Origin of the sequence: Pseudomonas sp. yb_9 (assembly GCF_043103635.1) — a bacterium.
Classification (GTDB): Bacteria; Pseudomonadota; Gammaproteobacteria; order Pseudomonadales; family Pseudomonadaceae; genus Aquipseudomonas; species Aquipseudomonas monteilii.
In genome coordinates this window covers 100,775-119,605 of the sequence record NZ_JBICKA010000110.1, presented here as the reverse complement: position 1 = coordinate 119,605, position 18,831 = coordinate 100,775, and the positions used below count along the sequence as shown (strand labels likewise).

Sequence of the window (18,831 nt, the reverse complement as noted above, 5' to 3'; positions counted from 1 at the left end):
AAAAATCACTGTATGACCACCAGACCCTGCCTCCAATTAAAAGAACCAGAGGGTACCCGTCATGTCCAGCACCACACTTGACCCATCCACCGTCGACGGCCCCGCGCACAGTGCCGAACGCCAGGCCCTGCGCAAGGCCGCCCGGGCCAGTTTCATGGGCAACTTCGTCGAGTGGTTCGACTACGCCGCCTACGGCTATCTGGCCACCATCATCGCCGCCACCTTCTTCCCGCAAACCGACAAGACCACCGGCTTGCTGGCCACCTTTGCAGTGTTTGCCCTGTCGTTCCTGGTGCGGCCATTGGGCGGCATCGTCTGGGGGCATCTTGGCGACCGCCATGGCCGGCGCAACGCACTGTCGTGGTCGATCCTGATCATGTCGGTATCCACCTTTTGCATTGGCCTGTTGCCCGGTTATGCGCAAATCGGCCTGTGGGCACCCTGCCTGCTGTTGCTGATCCGCCTGGTGCAGGGCTTTTCGGCTTCGGGCGAGTACGCCGGTGCCGCCGCGTTTCTGGCTGAATACGCACCGCCTGGCCGGCGCGGCTTGTACACCAGCATCGTGCCGGCCAGCACGGCGGCGGGCTTGCTGTTTGGGGCGGCATTCGTGGCGGTACTGCACGAACTGCTCAGCAACGAAGCCCTGCATGAATGGGGCTGGCGGCTGCCGTTCCTGCTGGCGGCGCCGTTTGGCCTGGTCGGGCGGTATATCCGCATGAGCCTGCAGGACACCCCCAAATTTCTGGAGATGGAGCAGCGCCTGGAAAACAAAGCCTGCATGGCGCGGGCGCCAATACGCGAGCTGATGAGCCAACACCGTCGCAGCCTGGGCATCGGCATTGGAGTGACCTGCCTGAACGCCGTGGCGTTCTACCTGCTGCTGAGCTACATGCCGACCTACCTGTCTACTGAAATGGGCATGAGCGAGCGGGATTCGTTCATTGCCTCGACGGTGTCGCTGGCCACCTATATTGGCTTGATCTTCCTGATGGGGCGTTTGTCCGACCAGTTTGGCCGCAAGACCATGCTGGTGGTGGCGTCGCTGTTGTTCCTGGGGCTGACCGTGCCGTTGTTCCGCCTGCTCGATGGGCAGCCGCTGGTGGTGATCCTGGCGATCCAGATTTGCTTCGGGGCGATACTGGCAATGAACGACGGCACCTTGCCGTGCCTGCTGGCGGAGATTTTCCCGACCCGGGTGCGTTTCAGTGGCTTTGCCCTGAGCTTCAATCTGGCCAACGCGCTGTTTGGCGGGACTGCGCCGTTCATTGCGACCTGGCTGATCCAGGTGACCGGCAGCAAGCTGGCACCGGCGGGGTATTTGCTGGCGGCGGCACTGGTGGCGCTGGTTGCCATGCTGATGTGTCGGGAAACGGCGCACTCGGCTCTTGAAGATTAGTTGTACTGGCCTTTTCGCGGGTAAACCCGCTCTCACAGGAACCCCACAGGCCTGAGCATTGTGCGGTCCCTGTGGGAGCGGGTTTACCCGCGAAGAGGCCAGTAAAACCAATGCAAAACTTGAATCAGTGCAGCGAGGCCTGCCGTCGCTCCCCCAGCGGCGACAACCCGAAGAACCGGCTATAACTCTTGGAAAAATGCGCCGGCGAACTGAACCCGCACGCCAGTGCCACCTCACGCACCTGTACATCGCTGCGCAGCAGCAACTCCCGCGCTCTCGACAGCCGTAACTCCAGGTAATACTGGCTGGGCGTGCGCTGCAGGTACTTGTGAAACAGCCGCTCCAACTGGCGCACGGTCACTTCATTGAGGCTGGCCAGCTCTTCCAGCCCCAGCGGTTCTTCCAGGTTGGCTTCCATGATCGCCACCACCTGGCTCAGCTTGGGTTGGGCGCTGCCCAACAGGGTGCGCAGCGGCACCCGCTGGCGCTCGCGCTCGCCACGCATGCGGTCGCACAGCAACAGCTCGGCAGCCTTGGCCGCGATGTCCTGGCCGCCAGCCTCGCGGGCTACCAGTTGCAGCATCATGTCCATGGCCGCCACACCGCCCGAGCAGGTATAGCGGTCGCGGTCCAGTTCGAACAGCTGGCTGGAGATCACGATGCCGGGGAAGTGTGCCTGCAATGTCGGCAAGTCTTCCCAGTGGATGGTGCAGCGGTAGCCCTTGAGCAGCTCGGCCTTGGCCAGCAGGTAGCTGCCGGTACAGATACCGCCCAAAGGCATGTGTTGGCGGGCCAGTTGGCGCAACCAGTCGATCAACGGGCGGTTACCACGACTACGGTCGATGGGGTTGGCACCCACCACCAGCAGAGCATCCAGTGCGGGCGCGTTGGCGATGCTGTAGTCGGGCAAGACGCGCATGCCGTTGCTGGCCGTCACTGGCGCATCGTCTGCTGCGATAAGCACACTGCGATACAGTGGCTTGCGCGCGGCCAGGTTGGCCATGCGCAAGGTTTCTACCGCCGAGGCCAGGCCGATGGTGGTGAAGTTGGGCAAAATCAGAAAGCCGAAGGTCTTCGCGGAACAACTCTTTACAATAGACGGCGATGGGGTTGCAGAAGCGGGGTGGACCATTGCGCTGTTCCTGTGCAAGCTGAGGCATAGTTCGTCAGGGGCAGTGAGAAAATACAGCCTCGCGTGGTTCTTGTTGTTATAGGTCGTTGCCGGGTCGATCTTACACCCCCGGCGCAGCGACCAGGAATGGCCCCGCCGGCTGGCAGGGCCGACAGTGATTGCACAGAGAAGGTGATCGTTCGTGAACCCCGAATCCATGCTGGCGGCATTGCCAGGCTACGCCATGTCGCCCGAGTCGATCCAGGTGCTGCCCGATGCCAAGGCCTACCGCGCCTGCCTGTTCGAGCGCATCCGCGCTGCAACCCGGCGCATCGTCATCGTTGCGTTGTACTTGCAGGAAGACGAGGCCGGCCAGGAAGTGCTGGATGCCTTGTACCAGGCCAAGGCCGAGCGGCCGGGCCTGGAAATTACCATCGTGGTCGACTGGTTCCGTGCCCGCCGTGGCCTGCTCGGGGCCGGTCGCCAGCCGGGTAACGCCGCCTGGTACCAGGCCCAGCGCCAGTTGCGCGGGCTGGATATCGTCATTCACGGGGTGCCGGTGCAGACCCGCGAGTTGTTTGGTGTGTTGCACCTGAAGGGCAGCATTATCGACGACTGTGTGATCTACACCGGCGCCAGCCTGAATAACGTGTACCTGCACCGCTTCGACCGTTATCGCCTGGACCGCTATCACCTGTTCCAGTCGCCGGCGCTGGCCGACGCCATGGTCGGCCTGGTAGGGCGCCTGCTGCACCACACCGCCACACCGCGCCTCGACGTGCCCGCACCACCCGCCACCCGTAGCCTGCGCGGCGACATCCGGCGCTTGCGTGCGCGGTTGCGGCGCATGGCGTACGAGGCACCGGCCGCGGTGCCTGGGGAGGGCTTGCGGGTGGTGCCACTGTTGGGGGTGGGCCGTGGCAACCCGTTGAACCGGGCGCTGTGTGCCCTGCTGGCGGCGGCGCGCACGCACATCATCATCAGCACGCCGTATTTCAACCCGCCACGGGTGGTGATGCGCGAGCTCGATCATGCGCTGGAGCGGGGCGTGCATGTTGAGCTGATCGTGGGTGACCGCACCGCCAACGACTTCTACATCGCCCCCGGTGAGCCGTTCAGTGCCAGTGGCGCTTTGCCTTATCTGTATGAAGACAACCTGCGAGCCTTCGCCCGGCGCCGCCACGCGGCCATTACCCGTGGCCAGCTGGAAGTGCGGATCTGGAACGATCCCGGGCATACCTTCCACGCCAAGGGTGTGTGGGTCGACCAGCGCTATTCGCTGCTGACCGGCAACAACCTGAACCCGCGCGGGTTCAACCTGGACCTTGAGAACGGCCTGCTCATCGATGACCCGCAGGGGCAGTGGCTGGCGCCACGGGCAGCGGAGTTGAACCAACTGCGCAGGTACGCGCCAAAAATTGGCTCTGCAGCGGCGCTGGGGGTGAAGGCCGAACATCCCAAGGAAGTGCGCAAGTTTCTGCGGCGGCTGCGCTTTAGCCGGCTGGAGCCGTTGATCAAGCGGGTGCTCTGAGCCCTTGCACCCTTCCAAAAGCGATGCGTGCGCCTACAAGGACCGTGCCGGCTCGGCGACCTTAGCTAAGCCTGTGCATGTGTGACTCGGACCGCCTGAGTGCTCACGGGCGGGCAACTGGGGCGCTTTCTTGGGTGAATGCATCGCGATTTGAGTGGTGAACACGACAGCTTGATGTCAATATGATATTGCTTGCGTACGACCATGGACAGGGGCTGGGCTATCATTTGCAGGCAACCGTGCAAGGCCCCTCTGAAAAGTCATCACGAGCGCATACAATCGGGCCTTTTCTTCGTTAACCAGATAGGCCAATGCGTATATGGCGCTAGATCCATCCACGATGCTGACCATCTCGGTCGCCCTGGCAGCAGCTGCTGCGTTGTACCTGGCGATTGAGTGGCGCAGCGTCCGCGAAACCTCTTTGCTGTTCTGGAGTGCAGGTTTTGCCACCATTACTGTCGGCTGTGTTCTGGCCTTGCTACGCGGGATCGGCTTGCTGTTCATCGGCATCTGGTTCGCCAATGGCTTGCTGGTGGTTGCGCACTGGTTTTTCCTGATGGGCGTGTTGCGTTTTACCCAGGACCGTTTGTCGCGGGCCTGGTTATTGGTTGTGGTCGTGTGGTTCGCCTTGCTTTTGCTGCCCGTGGGGCCGCAGTGGTCGAAGGTGATGTTGATGGTCAACTCGCTGCTGGTGGCCGCACTGACGCTGAAGGCCAGCCTTCTGTTGCGGCCGCACGGCAAGTCGCTGAGCGTGGGGGCGGTGCAGCTGCGCTATGTGTTGCTGCTCCACGGGCTGTTCTACGTGGCCAAGGCGGTCATTGCGATCACGCCGGGCACCTTGATTGACCTGGCCACCTTTGGCGGGCTGATCATCCAGATTTCCCTGGTCGAAGGGGCAATGGCGATCATGCTGATTGCCTTGTCGATGACCGGTACCGTGCGTTATCGACGCGAGGAGCGGATTGCCCGGCTGGCCGCGCGCGACCCGTTGACTGCGCTCTACAACCGCCGCGCGCTGGAAGTGCGGGCCGGGCATTTCTTCAAGGAAGTGAGCCCGGCTCAACCCGGGGCCTTGCTGCTGATCGACATCGATAACTTCAAGCTGGTCAACGATCTTCACGGGCATATCGCGGGTGATCGCTTGCTGATTGCCCTGAGCGAACTCATTCGCACGGTGCTGCCCGAGCGCTCGCTGGCAGCGCGTTTGGGCGGTGATGAATTCGTCATCTTGCTGTGCGGGGCGAGCAGTGAGCGGGTCATGGAGTTGGGTGGGCTGTTGCGTGAACAGTTCCAGCAGTACGCCAGCAAGACCGTGCCTACACCGCAGGCGGTCACCTTGAGTATCGGTGCCAACCTGTTCGACCAGCCACCGGTCAGCCTGGCGGCATTGATCGAGCAGGGGGATGTGGCGTTGTACCAGTCCAAACGCAGTGGGCGGGACAGTATCCGGTTTGTAGAGCGGCCGATGGCAGACCTTAGCCAATAGACCATTGGGGCCGACAAGCGGCCCCGATGGTGTGGGCTATCAGGCCACCACCTGGTAGCACGGCACATACGCCGCGCCGCCGGGCAGCTTCATCCGGTGCTGATCGACGAAGGCCTGTAACAGCCGGCCCAGCGGGTCCAGCACGGCGCTGTCGCCGTGGATCTGGTAGGGCCCATGCTCCTCGATCAGGCGGATGCCCTTGTCTTTCACGTTACCCGCAACAATGCCGGAAAATGCCCGGCGCAGGTTGGCTGCCAGTTCATGGGGCGGCAGCTCGCGGCGCAGGTCCAGCTCGGCCATGGCCTGGTGGGTCGGGTCGAACGGGCGCTGGAAGCTCTCCTCGATCTTCAGCAGCCAGTTGAAGTGGAAGGCATCGTTACGCTCACGGCGGAACTGCTTGACCTCTTTGAGCCCTTCGACCATGTGCCGGGCAACTTCCGCCGGGTCGTCGATGATGATTTCGTACAGCCGGTGCGCCGCTTCACCCAAGGTGGCGCCGACAAAGGCATGCAACTGCTGCAGGTAAGGCTCGGCACTGCGCGGGCCGGTGAGTACCACCGGGAACGGCAGGTCGTGGTTGTCCGGGTGCATGAGGATGCCCAGCAGGTACAGGAACTCCTCGGCCGTGCCGGCACCGCCCGGGAAGATGATGATGCCGTGGCCGACACGTACGAAGGCTTCCAGGCGCTTCTCGATGTCCGGCAGGATCACCAGTTCATTGACAATAGGGTTGGGCGCTTCGGCGGCGATGATGCCCGGTTCGGTCAGGCCCAGGTAACGGCTGCCGTGCATGCGCTGCTTGGCGTGGGCGATGGTGGCGCCCTTCATCGGCCCCTTCATCACGCCAGGGCCGCAGCCGGTGCACACGTCCAGTTTTCGCAGGCCAAGCTCGTGGCCGACCTTCTTGGTGTACTGGTATTCCTCGGTGCTGATCGAGTGGCCGCCCCAGCACACCACCATTTTCGGTTCCACGCCCGGGCGCAGGGTGCGCGCGTTGCGCAGCAGGTGGAAAACGTAGTCGGTGATGCCCTGGGAGCTTTCCAGGTCGATGCGCTGGCTGGCCAGTTCGCTTTCGGTGTAGACGATATCGCGCAGGGCGCTGAACAGCATTTCACGGGTGCTGGCGATCATTTCGCCATCGACGAAGGCGTCGGCCGGGGCATTCAGGAGCTCCAGGCGGACCCCGCGGTCCTGTTGGTGGATTTTTACCTCGAAGTCCTTGTAGGCCTCGAGGATGGTCTTGGCATTGTCGACGTGGGCGCCGGTGTTGAGGATGGCCAGGGCGCACTGGCGGAATAGGGTGTAAAGGCTACCGGTACCGACTTCACTCAGTTGCTGCACTTCACGTTGTGACAGCGTTTCCAGGCTGCCTTTGGGGCTGACGGATGCATTGATGACATTGCGTTGAGGCATCTAAGTCTTTCCTGTGCGGGTAAAACATCCTTCTTTGGCAACACCATACCGAGAAATGTGGGCGGCAACGAGAGGGCTGGTGAAAAAGCTTGAGACCGGCTTAGCTTCTTCGCGTTTTTACCCGCCAAGAAGCCAACCCGGTCTCAAGTCAGCCCAACAGCTTCTGCACGCCGAGTGTAATCGCCAAACCACCCCCGACCAGCCACAGGTTGAGAATTGCCCCGGTCGCCAGCGCTTTTGGCCCAGCCTGGCGGATCTGGCTGAAGCGGGTTTCCATCCCCAGCGCCGTCATCGCCATGGTCAGGGCAAAGGTGTCCAGGCTGTTCACCGCCTGGGTCACGCTACCCGGCAGCACCTGCAACGAGTTCACCAACACCAGGGCGAGGAAGCCGAAGGCGAACCAGGGCATGGCGATACGCCCATTGCCCTGCGCCTGGCCGGCTTTGCGCGTACGGCTGATCCACAGGCCTACCACCAGCAGTACCGGCACCAGCAACATTACCCGGGTCATCTTGACGATGGTTGCGATATGGGTGGCTTCAGGGCTTACGTTACTGGCGGCGCCAACTACCTGGGCCACTTCATGAATAGTGCCGCCCAGGAACAACCCTGCGCCCATCGTGTCGAGGTGCAGCCAGCCGGCGTTGATGGCCAGTGGGTACAGGAACATCGACAAGGTGCCGAACAGCACCACGCTACCGACTGCCATGGCGCTCTTGTGCGGGGCACTGCGCAGTGCCGATTCGAAGGCCAGCACCGCAGCGGCGCCGCAGATGGCGCTACCGGCGGCCGTCAGCAAGGCGGTGTCGCGGTCCAGCTTGAACAGTTTCATGCCGCACCACAGGCCGATCAGCAGCGTGCTGGATACCACCAGCAGCGACACGATCAGCCCCGACCAGCCGACTTCGGCGATCTCCTGCAGGCTGACGCGCAGGCCAAAGAAGGCCACGGCGATGCGCAACAGGCCGCGCGCAGAAAAGTTGATACCCGCCGCCCAGCTAGCCGGTACGCCGTCACGCAGCGCGTTGCCATACAGCGCACCGGCGACAATGCCGACGATCAGCGGGCTGATGCCCAGGTTGGCGATGGCGGGCATGGCGGCCAGCTGAGTGACCGCGAGCGCGAACAACGCGACGAACAGGATGCCATTGAGCCGCCCTCGGGTAGAGAGGGTAGGTGCAAAAGCAGGGTTGGACGGAACCGTGGCCATGTGAGTCCTCCGGAAAGGTGTTTCGACAAGGCCTACGTTAATCTGGTTATAAACTTATAAAAAATCGTAATTTAGGATGGCAAATATCCGAATAGCTGATATTTTTCATCCATGACCCCGGAACAGCTGATAACGTTCGCCACCGTTGCCGAGCATGGCAACATCAGCCATGCGGCCCAGGCCCTGCATTTGTCGCAGCCGGCTGTGTCCGGCCAGCTCAAGCTGTTGCAGGAGGCGTTTGGCGAGCCGCTCTACCAACGTGCCGGCCGTGGTGTGCGGTTGACGGCGGCTGGCGAGCAACTGCTCGCCCATGCCGAGCGCCTGCGTGAAACCTTTCGTCAGGCGCAGGGGCTGCGTGAAGCCATGCGCGGGCTGGAGCGCGGGACCTTGCGCATCGGTGCCAGCACCACGCCGGCCAGCTACCTGTTGCCTTACCTGATTGCCGATTTTCACGGGCGCTATCCAGACGTACTGGTCACCACTTCACAAGGCAACACGGCGGAAGTTGTTGCCGCCCTGGACAGTGTCGATATCGCCTTGATCGAAGGCCCGCCAGGACAGGAGCTACCGCTGGGCACGGAAGTGACGGCGTGGCGTGAGGACGAGATCGTGGCCATCGTGCCGCGTGGCCACCCCTTGGCTGGCAGTGATCAGCAGACCCTGGCGTCACTGGGCGCCTGCCCGTTGGTGCTGCGCGAAAGCGGCTCGGGTGTGCGGCAAATCGTCGAGCGGGCGTTTGCCCGTGAGGGGGTGGCGATGCGCGTGGCGCTGGAGATTGCCGGGGTGGAAGGGGTGAAGGAGGCGGTGCGGGCCGGGATGGGGGTTGGCTTTGTGTCGGCGATGTCCATTCGCCATGAAGATGGGGCGCTGCACCGGCTGCAGGTTACGCCGCAGGCGCTGGTGCGTCGGTTTTCCATTCTGGTGCCCCATGCAGCTGCCCCGTCACGGGCGGCCGCGCGGTTTCTTGAGTTGTGTGTTGGCAGGCAAGTTGGTTGGGGCGGCGTGCGGCTACGATAGTTCCGGATACTGCGGGATTACGCAGAACCCAAGCGATCGCTACAGCCGCCGCACCGACCCCGTGCCTGCACCGATATCTGCCATGACTTCTACCAAAGCGAGGTTCTTGCTTAGGCGAGGTTCCTGGAAATCCGCGCTGCGCGTTTTTCGCCAGTCGTCATCGGGCAGTTGTGCAATTCGCTCGCGGCTCATGCTTCTCGTCAACAGGCCAGATTGCAACGTTGAGTAAGCAATGACTGACCTAGTAAAAATATCAGTTTCAGAAAAGTCGCCAGCACGATCAGCGCAGCACCCGCAGCCATGCGCAGGCTCGGTTGGTCACCAAACAACCACCATGCCCCGATAATCGCGCACACCGGCTCCAGCGCGATGATCATGCCGGCAATGCGGACTCCAGGCTCTTGACGAACAGAAACTGCGACAACCCGGTGCAGAACACACCCAGCAAGGCCAGGTCGACCCAGTCGCTGCCTGCCAGGCGGGTGCTGCCCAGCAGGTCGAAAGTCGGTACCACCAACACCAGGCCGGCGGTAACCATCTTGCGGGTGACGTGTGCTTGCCTGATCGCGATATCCGCAGTTGCCTTGCTACGCCGCGTCACTCTCCGCCGTAGTTCATGATTGACAACAGGCGGATGGGCACCTGCACCAGCTGTTCGGGGCCATGCGGGGTTTCACCGTCGAAGGTCAGGCTGTCGCCGGCATGCATGTGATAGAGCTGGTTGCCATGGCGGTACACCAGCTCGCCCTCCAGCAAGTGGAGGAATTCGGTGCCCGGGTGGGCGAAGGTCGGGAACTCTTCGCTGGCGTCGTCCATGCTCACCATGTACGCCTCGAAGTTCTTTTTCGGCCCCCTGGCGTGATTGAGCAAGTGGTAGGTGTGGCCCTTCTCGGTGCCGCGGCGCACCACCTCCAGCCCTTCGCCGGCCTTCACCAGCAAGGCATTGCCGTCGGGTTGGTCATACTGGCTGAACAGCTTGGCCATCGGCATGCCCAGGACGTCGCACAGGCGACTGAGGGTGTCGAGGCTGGTGGACACCTGGGCATTCTCTATCTTGCTCAACATGCCCTGGCTGATGCCGGCGATGCGCGCCACGTCGGCGAGCTTGAGGGACTGGGCCTGGCGCTGGCGCTTGATCTGGAGGCCCAGGTACTGCTCCAGGCGAAGGCGCGGTTCGGTTTCGGTCGACATCGAATGTCCTGCACGGTTTCAGTTCAAGAATAAAGATTTCGCACTGGGAAAGTGCGAAAAGCAGCTGCGTTGGCTGCTTCTTTCCTCGGGTGAAAACAAGTTTCCCATAAATAGAACAGAAAAACCTGCTTGGGTTTTGTGATGTTTGTACGGGCTTCTTCGTGGGCAAGCTGCTCCCACAAGGCTTTGCGTCGAATCCACTGTGGGAGCGGGCTTGCCCGCGAAGAGGCCCGCACTGATCCCCAAAGGCCACCCCCCGGACAAACTTGGCAAGCGCATTGCATTCCTGTGGGGAAAGTAAGTTTCTTATGCGGAATCATTGCCCCTTACCCAGGAGTGTTCAACCCATGTTGCCAGCAGAAACCCAGCGCACCCTCGACCAGCATGGCATCAAGTACGTGCTGGCGCAGTTCGTCGATATCCATGGCTCGGCGAAGACCAAATCGGTGCCGGTCTCGGGCCTGAAGATGGTGGCCGAGGAGGGCGCCGGCTTTGCCGGGTTCGCCATCTGCGGCATGGGCATGGAGCCGCACGGCCCGGACTTCATGGCCCGTGGCGACCTTTCCACCTTGATCCCGGTACCGTGGCAGCCGGGTTATGGCCGGGTGGTGTGCGTGGGGCATGTCAACGGCCAGCCCTGGCCTTACGACAGCCGCTATGTGTTGCAACAACAGGTGCAACGCCTGGCCGACAAGGGCTGGACCTTGAACACCGGTCTGGAACCGGAATTCAGCCTGTTCCGCCGTGACGAAGGCGGCAAGCTGCAACTGGTGGATGCCTCCGACAACCTCGACAAGCCGTGCTACGACTACAAGGGCCTGTCGCGCTCGCGGCTGTTTCTCGAGCGCCTGACCGAGGCACTGCAACCGGTAGGCTTCGACATCTACCAGATTGATCACGAAGACGCCAACGGCCAGTTCGAGATCAACTACACCTACAGCGACGCCATGGAGTCGGCCGACCGCTTCACCTTCTTCCGCATGGCCGCCGGTGAAATCGCCAACGACCTGGGGATGATCTGCTCGTTCATGCCCAAGCCCGACCCCAAGCGCGCCGGCAATGGCATGCACTTCCACCTGTCGCTGGCCAGCAGCACCAACAAGAACCTCTTCCACGACGCGTCCGACAGCAGTGGCATGGGCCTGTCGAAGCTGGCCTACCACTTTGCCGCAGGGCTCCTGGCCCATGGCCCGGCGTTGTGTGCCTTCGCGGCACCGACGGTCAACTCCTACAAGCGCCTGGTGGTCGGCCGTTCCTTGTCGGGTTCGACGTGGGCCCCGGCCTTTGTCGCATGGGGGGCCAACAACCGCTCGGCGATGGTGCGCATCCCGTATGGCCGCCTGGAGTTCCGCCTGCCGGACGCCGGTTGCAACCCGTACCTGGTTACCGCCGCGATCATCGCCGCGGGTCTCGATGGCATCGACCGCCAGTTGGAGCCGGGCGAGATGTGCAACGAGAACCTTTACAACCTCAGCCTTGAAGAAATTGCCGCACGCGGCATCAAGACCCTGCCGCAATCGCTGAAGGAAGCCGCCGACGCGCTCGAAGCCGACCCGTTGTTCCGCGAGGTGTTGGGCGCTGAGATCGTCGACGAGTTCATCAAGCTCAAGCGCATGGAGTGGGTGGAGTACTGCCGCCATGTCTCCGACTGGGAAATCCAGCGTTACACCGAGTTTTTCTGAGCTGCAAGCTATAAGCCGCAAGCTGCAATAGAAAGCCAGTGCGCGGTGAACATAACTATCCCGTTCTATTACGGACAACTTGCAGCTTGCCCCTTACAGCTTGCTGCCGAACGTAGTGAGGCTCTTTTATGTGTGGAATCGTAGGTCTGTACCTGAAAAAGCCCGAGCTGGAGGCCCAGCTTGGCAAACTCTTCGAACCCATGCTCGAAGCCATGACCGACCGTGGCCCGGACAGCGCAGGCTTTGCCATCTACGGCGACGAAGTGGCGGATGGCTGGGTCAAGTTGACCCTGCAAGCCACGGATATCGACTACCCCTGGACAACCCTGATGGGCCAGCTGGAGGGGCGCCTGGGCTGCTCGCTGGACGGGTTCCAGAACGCCAGCGCGGCGGTACTCAAGGTGCATACCAGCGAATCGGCTGCCCGCCAGGCGCTGAGCGAACTGGCCCCGGACGTGCGCATCATGAGCGCCGGGCAGAGCATCGAAATCCTCAAGGGCATGGGCCTGCCAGCGGAAATCTCCAGCCGTTTCGGCCTGGCCGGTATGAAGGGCAGCCACATCATTGGCCATACCCGCATGGCCACCGAAAGCGCCGTGACCATGGAAGGCAGCCACCCGTTTTCCACCGGTGCCGACCTGTGCCTGGTGCACAACGGCTCGCTGTCCAACCACTTCCGCCTGCGCCAGGAACTGAAGCGCGAAGGTATCAGCTTCGAAACCGATAACGACACCGAAGTGGCCGCCGGCTACCTGACCTGGCGCCTGCAGCAGGGCGATACCCTGGCCCAGGCCCTGGATGGCGCGCTGGAAGACCTGGACGGTTTCTTCACCTTCGCCATCGGCACCCGCAACGGCTTTGCCGTGATCCGCGACCCGATTGCCTGCAAGCCGGCGGTGCTGGCCGAAACCGACGACTACGTGGCGATGGCCTCGGAATACCAGGCCCTGGCCAGCCTGCCGGGCATTGAGCATGCCAAGGTCTGGGAGCCGGCTCCGGCCACCCTGTACGTCTGGGAGCGCGAAAGCGCCTGACCTGCCACCGAACCTCTGGAGAACCTTATGAAAACGATCGACCTTTCCAGCACTTCGGTGCGCGTGCTCAACCAGTCCCTGCACGGCGAGGTGCAGGACCACGAATGGCGGGTGACTCACTCCGATGGCAAACACAACCTGGCCGTGGGCATCAACGCCGCCGTGGCGGTGGATATCGAAGGCCACGCGGGCTACTACTGTGCCGGCATGAATCAGCAAGCCAGCGTGACGGTGCATGGCAACGTGGGCGTGGGCGTGGCCGAAAACATGATGTCTGGCTCGGTGCGGGTCAAGGGCAGTGCCTCCCAGGCCGCTGGTGCCACCGCCCATGGCGGGCTGCTGGTGATTGAGGGTGATGCCGGTGCCCGTTGCGGCATTTCCATGAAAGGCGTGGACATCGTGGTGGGCGGCAGCATCGGCCACATGAGCTGCTTCATGGGCCAGGCCGGGCGCCTGGTGGTGTGTGGTGATGCCGGCGATGCGTTGGGCGACTCGCTGTACGAGGTGCAGATTTACGTCAAAGGCTCGGTGCAGTCGTTGGGCTCGGACTGCATCGAAAAAGAAATGCGCGCCGAGCACCTTACAGCGTTGCAGGAGCTGCTGAACAAGGCAGGCCTGGACCACAAGGCCGCCGATTTCAAACGCTACGGCTCGGCCCGCCAGCTGTACAACTTCAAAGTCGACAACGCCAGCGCGTACTGATCCAGGAGCATTCCCATGAGCGAACAATTCCCCCCGGTACTGCGTGAGTCGGCCACCTTCGATCGCCTGACCATCCAGGAAATTCAGCGTGCTGCCGAAACCGGCATCTACGACATTCGCGGTGGCGGCACCAAGCGCCGTGTACCGCACTTCGACGACCTGCTGCTGCTGGGTGCCAGCGTGTCGCGCTACCCGCTGGAAGGCTACCGCGAGAAGTGCGGCACCGATGTGGTGCTGGGCAACCGGTTTGCGAAAAAGCCGATCCACCTGAAAATCCCGGTGACCATCGCCGGCATGAGCTTCGGCGCGCTGTCGGCCAATGCCAAGGAAGCGCTGGGCCGTGGTGCGACCATCGCTGGCACCAGCACCACCACCGGCGACGGCGGTATGACCCCGGAAGAACGCGGTCAGTCGCAGTATCTGGTGTACCAGTACCTGCCGTCGCGCTATGGCATGAACCCGGATGATCTGCGCAAGGCCGATGCTATCGAGATCGTCCTCGGCCAGGGCGCCAAGCCGGGCGGTGGCGGGATGCTGTTGGGCATGAAGGTAACCGAGCGCGTTGCCGGCATGCGGACCCTGCCGATCGGCGTCGATCAGCGCAGTGCCTGCCGCCACCCCGACTGGACCGGGCCGGACGACCTGGCGATCAAGATTGCCGAGATCCGCGAGATCACCGACTGGGAAAAACCGATCTACGTGAAGATCGGCGCCAGCCGCCCGTACTACGACGTCAAGCTGGCAGTGAAGGCCGGTGCCGATGTGATCGTGCTCGACGGCATGCAGGGCGGTACTGCAGCGACCCAGGAGGTGTTCATTGAGCACGTCGGCATCCCGATTCTGCCGGCCATCCCGCAGGCCGTGCAGGCACTTCAGGAAATGGGCATGCACCGCAAGGTGCAGCTGATTGTATCGGGTGGCATTCGCAACGGTGCCGATGTGGCCAAGGCCATGGCACTGGGCGCTGATGCGGTGGCCATTGGTACGGCGGCGCTGATCGCCCTGGGCGACAACCACCCGCGACTGGACAGCGAACTGAAGAAGATTGGCTCGGCGGCCGGCTTCTATGACGACTGGCAGAACGGTCGTGACCCGGCCGGCATCACCACCCAGGACCCGGAACTGGCCAAGCGCCTGAACCCGGAAGAGGCCGGGCGTCGGTTGGCCAACTACCTGCGTGTGCTGGTGCTGGAGGCGCAGACCATGGCGCGGGCGTGTGGCAAGTCGCACCTGCACAACCTGGACCCGGAGGACCTGGTGGCGTTGACCGTGGAAGCGGCAGCGATGGCACGGGTGCCGCTGGCGGGGACTGCGTGGGTACCGGGCCAGGCGCAGTACTGATCTCCCCCGACACCGCCGGCTGCCAGCCGGCGGTTTTCATTGCACAGGAGTGACTCCATGAAGCTTGCCCTTGCTGTTGTGCTGTTCGCGCTGACACCGCTGGCCTACGCCGCAGAACCCACCCTGGACACCGGCAACACCGCCTGGATGATCTGCGCCGCGATGTTCGTGCTGATGATGTGCATACCCGGCCTGGCGCTGTTCTACGGTGGCATGGTACGGGCGAAGAACTTCCTTTCGGTGTTCACCCAACTGTTTGCCGTAGCGGGTGTGATCGGCATCCTTTGGGTGCTGTTTGGCTACAGCCTGGTGGTCGACACCACGGGGATGGTCGAGGGGCAGTTGACCTTCAACAGCTTCATCGGTGGCCTGGACAAGGCGCTGATGCTGAACATCGGCCACGACAGCCTGGTGGGCACGATCCCGGAAGGTGTGTTCGCGGTGTTCCAGCTGACGTTCGCCATCATCACCCCGGCGCTGATTGCCGGTGGTTTTGCCGAGCGCATGAAGTTCAGTGCTTCGTTGCTGTTCATGGGGGCCTGGTTCGTGCTGGTGTATGCGCCGATCGCCCATATGGTGTGGGGCGGGCCGGGGGCGCTGATGGTCAACTGGGGCGTGCTGGATTTTGCCGGCGGCACGGCGGTGCATATCAACTCCGGCGTCGCTGCCTTGGCGGCGGCGTTGATGCTGGGCAAGCGCAAGGGCTATCCGCAGGTGGCCATGCCGCCCCACAACCTCGGTTTTACCCTAGTGGGTGCCGGGTTGTTGTGGGTGGGCTGGTTTGGCTTCAACGTGGGGTCGGGGTTGGCGGCCAACGAAGGAGCAGGGGTGGTGATGCTGGCGACCATGGTGGCGGCCTGCGCCGGGATTGTCGGCTGGTTGCTGACCGAGAAGGTGATGCATGGTCGACCGACTGCCCTCGGTGCGGCGTCCGGCGCGCTGGCTGGTTTGGTGGGGATTACCCCGGCCTGTGCGTTTGTCGGGCCTTTGGGGGCTGTAGTGATTGGCCTGTTGACCGGGGCCATCTGTTTCTTTGCCGTGACCCGACTGAAACAGGCATTGGGGTATGACGACAGCCTGGACGTGTTCGGGCTGCATGGCGTGGGCGGGATGGTCGGTGCGATTCTGACCGGGGTGTTTGCTGCACCGGCGTTGGGAGGTTATGTGGAGGGCGTATCGCCTATAGGGCAGGCGCTGGTGCAGTTGAAGGGGGTGGCGTTCACCTTCGTCTATTGCTTCGTGGTGAGCTGGGCGATTCTTGGGGCCATCAAGCTGACCGTGGGCCTGCGGGCCAGTCGGGAAGAGGAAGAGCAGGGGCTGGACCTGGCGGAGCATAATGAGCGGGCGTATAACCTCTGACTGATGTGTTGTCTGTACCGGCCTCTTCGCGGGCACGCCGGCGAAGAGGCCGGTACAGGTTGAATCAGTGCCCCATGGCCAACTTGGCACTCATCTGCCGACGACGGTAGGCACTGTCACGCGAAGCCAGCCACCAGTACAGCGGCGAGGTAACCGCCAAGCCCACCAGCCACGACAGGTCAGCCCCGTTGATGTGCTCGGAAATCGGCCCGACATACAGCGGCGTGTTCATGAACGGGATCTGCACCACGATGCCCACGGCATAGGCGATCAGCGCCTGCGGGTTGTAACGGCCGTAGATGCCGCCATCGACCTGGAAGATCGACTGGATGTCGTAGTCGCCCTTGTGAATCGCGTAGAAGTCGATCAGGTTGATCGCCGTCCATGGCACCAGCACCACCAACAGCACCAGCACCATGTCGACGAAGTGGCCGATGAAGTCTGCCGAGGCGAACACCGCCACCACGCAGCAGGCCGACAGCACGATCAGCGAAAGCACCGCGCGGCTCTTGGCGGTCGGGATCCAGCGGTAGGCGAAGGTTTGCACCAGGGTGATGATCGACAGCACGGCACCATACAGGTTGAGGGCGTTGTGGCTGATGACACTGAGCAGGAACAGCACCAGCATGATCGGGCCCAAGGTACCGGTGGCCAGCTTGACCGCGTCCATGGTATCCATGCCGGCCGGGATCGCCAGCACCGCCACGGCGCCGAAGATGAACGACAGGCTCGAGCCCAGGGCCGAGCCCAGGTAGGTGGTCCAGAAGGTCGAGCTGACTTTCACATCCGCCGGCAGGTAGCGCGAGTAGTCCGACACATAGGGCGCAAAGGCGATCTGCCACAGCGCCGCGAGCGACACGGTGGCCAGCCAGCCGGCCAGGTTGAAGCCGCCGCGGGTGAGGAAGTCGTCGCTTTGCACATGGGTGAAGATGTAGCCGAAACCGACCACGATGCCGATGCCCAGCACCCAGGTGCCGATACGGTTGAGCACATGGATGAAGCGGTAGCCAATGATGCCGATGATGCCCGAGCCCAGCGCACCGATGAGGATGCCTACCGGTACCGGCACGGCGTCGACCACACCATGCAGCGACTTGCCGGCGAGCACGATGTTGGAGGCGAAGAAACCGATGTACATGACGCCGGCGATCACCACCACCAGCAGCGCGCCAAGGGTACCGAACTGGGCGCGGCTCTGGATCATCTGCGGGATGCCCATTTGCGGGCCCTGGGCCGAGTGCAGTGCCATCAACACACCGCCAACCAGGTGGCCGACCAGGATGGCGATGATGCCCCACACCAAGTTCAGGTGAAACAACTGCACGCCCAGCGCGCCGGTAACGATGGGCAGCGGCGCGATGTTGCCGCCGAACCACAGTGTGAACAGATCCCTTACCTTTCCATGGCGGTCTTCCGGCGGTACGTAGCCGATCGTGTGTTTTTCTATGAGGGGTGCCGAATTGGCTGCACTGGTCATGACTGACTCCAAGGCAAGGTAGGGCATCGGGAACTGCCCGGGGGCGTGCCGGCGAAGGGCGACGCGTTCTTGTTGGAGCGATGATGCGGGGCGCGGGGATAACGAGAAATTAGTAAATATGTACCCATAAACCTTAAAAAACCTAAGGCTGACAAAAGCTTAAGCGGGTGACGGTAGCAAGGAGGGTGCCAGTTGGCGGGAGGGCTGGAAGTAGAGGGGTTCGCGGTTTGGTGGGTCGTTTGCGATGGACTGTGCTGGTGCGCCATGCGCGTTTTCAGGGCAGAAGAAAAGGTAGCTTGTGCCGGCCTCTTCGCGGGCAAGCCCGGTCCCACAGGATTACCACAGCTTCTGAAAGCTGCGTTGTACTTGTGGGAGCGGGCTTGCCCGCGAAGAGGCCAGAACAGGAGAAAACAGCTACATCGGCAACAACCGATCCTGAATCACCTCTTTCATCACCAGTGTCGAGCTCAAGCGCTTCACATTGGGAATGCTGGTCAGCTTCTCGTCATACAGCTTTTGAAACGCCGGCAAGTCCTTGGCCACTACGTGCAGCAGGTAGTCCGGGTCACCAAACAGCCGCTGTGCTTCGACAATCTGCGGGATCTCGGCCAGTGCCGCTTCAAAGTCCGCCACCGGCTGGCGGGTGACCTCCCGCAGGGTCACGAACACCAGCGCGGCGAAGTTGAGCCCCAGTGCGCTCGGCGCCAGGCGGGCGTGATACCCCAGGATCGCCCCGCATTCCTCCAGTGCCTTCAGGCGCCGATGGCAGGGCGACAGGCTGAGCCCCACCCGATCGGCCAATTCGGTCACCGAGAGGCGACCGTCTTTTTGTAGTTCGGCAAGAATCTTTCGATCAGTCCTATCCATTGAGAAGGATCTTC

The 18,831-nt window shown here is 62.6% G+C and carries 15 protein-coding genes and 2 pseudogenes; 9 read left to right on the top strand and 8 right to left on the bottom strand.

Annotated elements, in window-relative coordinates:
• The first annotated feature begins 61 nt into the window (after positions 1-61).
• Positions 62-1,396, top strand: coding sequence for an MFS transporter (locus ACF8MI_RS26770; RefSeq protein WP_104834572.1), 1,335 nt, complete (start codon positions 62-64; stop codon positions 1,394-1,396).
• A 124-nt stretch (positions 1,397-1,520) separates the two neighbouring features.
• Here the strand turns inward: ACF8MI_RS26770 and ACF8MI_RS26765 are convergent, their stop codons facing one another.
• Positions 1,521-2,528 (bottom strand): GlxA family transcriptional regulator, encoded by a 1,008-nt coding sequence (locus tag ACF8MI_RS26765; RefSeq protein ID WP_060497101.1) that lies wholly within the window; start codon positions 2,526-2,528, stop codon positions 1,521-1,523.
• 181 nt (positions 2,529-2,709) lie between these two features.
• Here ACF8MI_RS26765 and pssA point away from each other — a divergent pair, with 181 nt between their 5' ends.
• Positions 2,710-4,038: a CDP-diacylglycerol--serine O-phosphatidyltransferase gene (pssA, locus tag ACF8MI_RS26760; protein WP_082426314.1), complete on the top strand. Its 1,329-nt coding sequence runs from the start codon at positions 2,710-2,712 to the stop codon at positions 4,036-4,038.
• Positions 4,039-4,378: 340 nt separating this feature from the next.
• A complete protein-coding gene (locus tag ACF8MI_RS26755) occupies positions 4,379-5,524 on the top strand; it encodes a GGDEF domain-containing protein (protein ID WP_060497100.1) in 1,146 nt (381 codons plus the stop codon).
• A 39-nt stretch (positions 5,525-5,563) separates the two neighbouring features.
• On the opposite strand, the gene ppnN is transcribed toward ACF8MI_RS26755, so the two are convergent.
• Together ppnN and ACF8MI_RS26745 are read right to left on the bottom strand one after the other, a co-directional pair.
• Positions 5,564-6,937, bottom strand: a complete 1,374-nt coding sequence (gene ppnN, locus ACF8MI_RS26750) for a nucleotide 5'-monophosphate nucleosidase PpnN (RefSeq protein ID WP_060497099.1) — start codon at positions 6,935-6,937, stop codon at positions 5,564-5,566.
• Positions 6,938-7,085: 148 nt separating this feature from the next.
• Positions 7,086-8,147, bottom strand: a complete 1,062-nt coding sequence (locus ACF8MI_RS26745; protein ID WP_060497098.1) for a YeiH family protein — start codon at positions 8,145-8,147, stop codon at positions 7,086-7,088.
• A gap of 111 nt (positions 8,148-8,258) precedes the next feature.
• On the opposite strand from ACF8MI_RS26745, the gene ACF8MI_RS26740 reads away from it, so the two are divergent.
• Entirely contained in the window at positions 8,259-9,164 is a 906-nt protein-coding gene (locus tag ACF8MI_RS26740; protein WP_060497097.1) for a LysR family transcriptional regulator, read from the top strand.
• On the opposite strand, the pseudogene ACF8MI_RS26735 reads toward ACF8MI_RS26740, so the two are convergent.
• The 3 genes and pseudogenes from ACF8MI_RS26735 to ACF8MI_RS26725 all read right to left on the bottom strand — a co-directional run.
• Positions 9,133-9,401 (bottom strand): annotated as a pseudogene (locus tag ACF8MI_RS26735) (aldo/keto reductase); the annotation flags it as partial. The gene ACF8MI_RS26740 and the pseudogene ACF8MI_RS26735 overlap by 32 nt on opposite strands.
• A pseudogene (locus ACF8MI_RS26730) lies at positions 9,365-9,684 on the bottom strand (EamA family transporter); the annotation flags it as partial. The pseudogenes ACF8MI_RS26730 and ACF8MI_RS26735, both read right to left, overlap by 37 nt.
• 77 nt (positions 9,685-9,761) lie before the next feature.
• Complete coding sequence (locus ACF8MI_RS26725; RefSeq protein WP_060497095.1) at positions 9,762-10,355, bottom strand: cupin domain-containing protein; 594 nt, start codon at positions 10,353-10,355, stop codon at positions 9,762-9,764.
• Between the two features lie 347 nt (positions 10,356-10,702).
• Here ACF8MI_RS26725 and glnT point away from each other — a divergent pair, with 347 nt between their 5' ends.
• From glnT to ACF8MI_RS26700, 5 genes are all read left to right on the top strand, one after another.
• Positions 10,703-12,037 (top strand): type III glutamate--ammonia ligase, encoded by a 1,335-nt coding sequence (glnT, locus tag ACF8MI_RS26720; RefSeq protein WP_019097857.1) that lies wholly within the window; start codon positions 10,703-10,705, stop codon positions 12,035-12,037.
• A gap of 128 nt (positions 12,038-12,165) precedes the next feature.
• The gene (locus ACF8MI_RS26715) at positions 12,166-13,071 is read left to right on the top strand and encodes a glutamine amidotransferase family protein (protein WP_060497094.1); all 906 of its coding nucleotides are present in this window, start codon (positions 12,166-12,168) and stop codon (positions 13,069-13,071) included.
• Positions 13,072-13,098: 27 nt separating this feature from the next.
• Positions 13,099-13,773: a protein glxC gene (locus ACF8MI_RS26710; RefSeq protein ID WP_200929429.1), complete on the top strand. Its 675-nt coding sequence runs from the start codon at positions 13,099-13,101 to the stop codon at positions 13,771-13,773.
• 15 nt (positions 13,774-13,788) lie between these two features.
• Positions 13,789-15,114: an FMN-binding glutamate synthase family protein gene (locus tag ACF8MI_RS26705; protein ID WP_060497092.1), complete on the top strand. Its 1,326-nt coding sequence runs from the start codon at positions 13,789-13,791 to the stop codon at positions 15,112-15,114.
• 57 nt (positions 15,115-15,171) lie between these two features.
• Positions 15,172-16,473, top strand: a complete 1,302-nt coding sequence (locus ACF8MI_RS26700) for an ammonium transporter (RefSeq protein ID WP_019097855.1) — start codon at positions 15,172-15,174, stop codon at positions 16,471-16,473.
• Positions 16,474-16,537: 64 nt separating this feature from the next.
• On the opposite strand, the gene ACF8MI_RS26695 is transcribed toward ACF8MI_RS26700, so the two are convergent.
• Positions 16,538-17,950, bottom strand: coding sequence for a cytosine permease (locus ACF8MI_RS26695; protein ID WP_060497091.1), 1,413 nt, complete (start codon positions 17,948-17,950; stop codon positions 16,538-16,540).
• A 414-nt stretch (positions 17,951-18,364) separates the two neighbouring features.
• Positions 18,365-18,817 carry an Lrp/AsnC family transcriptional regulator gene (locus ACF8MI_RS26690; protein WP_060497090.1) on the bottom strand — a complete coding sequence of 151 codons (453 nt, stop codon included), beginning with the start codon at positions 18,815-18,817 and terminating at the stop codon, positions 18,365-18,367.
• Between the last annotated feature and the right edge of the window lie 14 nt (positions 18,818-18,831).

Bases quoted from the DNA above. Each gene is read 5' to 3' on its own strand.
- ppnN (WP_060497099.1), bottom strand. From the start codon at position 6,937: ATGCCTCAACGCAATGTCATCAATGCATCCGTCAGCCCCAAAGGCAGC.
- ACF8MI_RS26705 (WP_060497092.1), top strand. From the start codon at position 13,789: ATGAGCGAACAATTCCCCCCGGTACTGCGTGAGTCGGCCACCTTCGAT.
- ACF8MI_RS26725 (WP_060497095.1), bottom strand. From the start codon at position 10,355: ATGTCGACCGAAACCGAACCGCGCCTTCGCCTGGAGCAGTACCTGGGC.
- ACF8MI_RS26700 (WP_019097855.1), top strand. From the start codon at position 15,172: ATGAAGCTTGCCCTTGCTGTTGTGCTGTTCGCGCTGACACCGCTGGCC.
- ACF8MI_RS26765 (WP_060497101.1), bottom strand. From the start codon at position 2,528: ATGGTCCACCCCGCTTCTGCAACCCCATCGCCGTCTATTGTAAAGAGT.
- ACF8MI_RS26745 (WP_060497098.1), bottom strand. From the start codon at position 8,147: ATGGCCACGGTTCCGTCCAACCCTGCTTTTGCACCTACCCTCTCTACC.
- ACF8MI_RS26710 (WP_200929429.1), top strand. From the start codon at position 13,099: ATGAAAACGATCGACCTTTCCAGCACTTCGGTGCGCGTGCTCAACCAG.
- ACF8MI_RS26770 (WP_104834572.1), top strand. From the start codon at position 62: ATGTCCAGCACCACACTTGACCCATCCACCGTCGACGGCCCCGCGCAC.
- ACF8MI_RS26695 (WP_060497091.1), bottom strand. From the start codon at position 17,950: ATGACCAGTGCAGCCAATTCGGCACCCCTCATAGAAAAACACACGATC.
- ACF8MI_RS26690 (WP_060497090.1), bottom strand. From the start codon at position 18,817: ATGGATAGGACTGATCGAAAGATTCTTGCCGAACTACAAAAAGACGGT.
- ACF8MI_RS26755 (WP_060497100.1), top strand. From the start codon at position 4,379: ATGCTGACCATCTCGGTCGCCCTGGCAGCAGCTGCTGCGTTGTACCTG.
- ACF8MI_RS26715 (WP_060497094.1), top strand. From the start codon at position 12,166: ATGTGTGGAATCGTAGGTCTGTACCTGAAAAAGCCCGAGCTGGAGGCC.
- glnT (WP_019097857.1), top strand. From the start codon at position 10,703: ATGTTGCCAGCAGAAACCCAGCGCACCCTCGACCAGCATGGCATCAAG.
- ACF8MI_RS26740 (WP_060497097.1), top strand. From the start codon at position 8,259: ATGACCCCGGAACAGCTGATAACGTTCGCCACCGTTGCCGAGCATGGC.